This is a genomic window from Lentzea miocenica (assembly GCF_033949945.1).
Lineage (GTDB): Bacteria > Actinomycetota > Actinomycetes > Mycobacteriales > Pseudonocardiaceae > Lentzea > Lentzea miocenica.
In genome coordinates this window covers 1-2,282 of the sequence record NZ_JAXAVW010000084.1, presented here as the reverse complement: position 1 = coordinate 2,282, position 2,282 = coordinate 1, and the positions used below count along the sequence as shown (strand labels likewise).

Genomic DNA, 2,282 nt, shown 5'->3' with positions numbered 1-2,282 from the left:
ATGTTCGAGAGGTTCACCGACCGCGCGAGGCGGGTGGTTGTCCTTGCCCAAGAAGAGGCTCGGATGCTCAACCACAACTACATCGGCACCGAGCACATCCTCCTGGGTCTGATCCACGAGGGTGAAGGTGTCGCCGCCAAGGCGCTGGAGTCGTTGGGGATCGCGCTGGAGGGCGTCCGCCAGCAGGTCGAGGAGATCATCGGCCAGGGCCAGCAGGCTCCGAGTGGGCACATCCCCTTCACCCCGCGCGCCAAGAAGGTGCTGGAGCTGTCTTTGCGCGAAGCGCTGCAGCTCGGCCACAACTACATCGGTACCGAGCACATTCTGCTGGGTCTGATTCGTGAGGGCGAGGGCGTTGCTGCGCAGGTCCTCGTGAAGCTGGGCGCTGATCTGAACAGGGTGCGGCAGCAGGTGCTGCAGCTGCTGTCCGGGTATTCGACGGAGAAGGGTGCGGCGGAGTCGACCGGGCGCGGTGAGGGCACGCCGTCGTCGTCGTTGGTGCTGGACCAGTTCGGGCGCAATCTCACGGCTTCGGCCCGTGAGGGCAAGCTCGACCCGGTGATCGGGCGCACCAAGGAGATCGAGCGGGTCATGCAGGTGCTGTCGCGGCGCACCAAGAACAACCCGGTCCTGATCGGCGAGCCCGGTGTGGGTAAGACCGCCGTGGTCGAGGGACTGGCGCAGATGGTGGTCAAGGGCGAGGTGCCCGAGACGCTCAAGGACAAGCAGCTCTACACCCTGGACCTGGGTTCGCTGGTGGCGGGCTCGCGGTATCGGGGTGACTTCGAGGAGCGCCTGAAGAAGGTGCTCAAGGAGATCCGCACGCGCGGCGACATCATCCTGTTCATCGACGAGATCCACACCCTGGTGGGTGCGGGTGCCGCCGAGGGCGCGATCGACGCGGCGAGCATCCTCAAGCCGATGCTGGCGCGGGGTGAGCTGCAGACGATCGGCGCGACCACGCTGGACGAGTACCGCAAGCACGTGGAGAAGGATCCGGCGCTGGAGCGCCGGTTCCAGCCGATCCAGGTGGGCGAGCCGTCGCTGGAGCACACGATCGAGATCCTGAAGGGTCTGCGGGACCGGTACGAGGCGCATCACCGCGTGTCGATCACCGACTCGGCGCTGGTCGCGGCGGCGACGCTGGCGGATCGGTACATCAACGACCGGTTCCTGCCGGACAAGGCGATCGACCTGATCGACGAGGCGGGTGCGCGGATGCGGATCCGGCGGATGACCGCGCCGCCGGACCTGCGCGAGTTCGACGAGAAGATCGCCGACGTGCGCCGGGACAAGGAGTCCGCGATCGACGCGCAGGACTTCGAGCGGGCGGCGAAGCTCCGCGATGCGGAGAAGACGCTGCTGGGTCAGAAGGCCGAGCGGGAGAAGCAGTGGAAGGACGGGGATCTGGACGTCGTCGCGGAGGTCGACGACGAGCAGATCGCCGAGGTGCTGGCGAACTGGACCGGGATCCCGGTGTTCAAGCTCACCGAGGAGGAGACCACGCGTCTGCTCCGCATGGAGGACGAGCTGCACAAGCGGATCATCGGCCAGGTCGACGCGGTCAAGGCCGTGTCGCAGGCGATCCGCCGCACCCGCGCCGGGTTGAAGGACCCGAAGCGCCCGTCGGGGTCGTTCATCTTCGCCGGCCCGTCCGGTGTGGGTAAGACGGAGCTGTCGAAGGCGCTGGCGAACTTCCTGTTCGGCGAGGACGACGCGCTCATCCAGATCGACATGGGCGAGTTCCACGACCGCTACACCGCGTCGCGGCTGTTCGGTGCCCCTCCCGGTTACGTCGGCTACGAGGAGGGCGGGCAGCTCACCGAGAAGGTGCGCCGCAAGCCGTTCTCGGTGGTGTTGTTCGACGAGATCGAGAAGGCGCACCAGGAGGTCTACAACACGCTGTTGCAGGTGCTGGAGGACGGCCGGCTGACCGATGGTCAGGGCCGGACGGTGGACTTCAAGAACACCGTCATCATCTTCACCTCGAACCTGGGCACGTCGGACATCAGCAAGGCCGTCGGCCTGGGCTTCACCTCGGGTCAGGACACCGCGTCCAACTACGAGCGGATGAAGAACAAGGTCAACGACGAGCTGAAGAAGCACTTCCGGCCGGAGTTCCTCAACCGCATCGACGACATCATCGTGTTCCACCAGCTGACTCAGGACGAGATCATCAAGATGGTGGATTTGATGATCGCCCGCGTCGAGACGCAGCTGAGGAACAAGGACATGGCGATCGAGCTCACCGATCGCGCGAAGATGCTCCTCGCGAAGCGCGG

Annotated in this window: 1 protein-coding gene; it reads left to right on the top strand. The window is 65.8% G+C overall.

What is annotated here, in order from left to right:
• The coding region (locus SK803_RS46275; protein ID WP_319972631.1) for an ATP-dependent Clp protease ATP-binding subunit at positions 1–2,282 on the top strand (2,282 nt) is incomplete at its 3' end.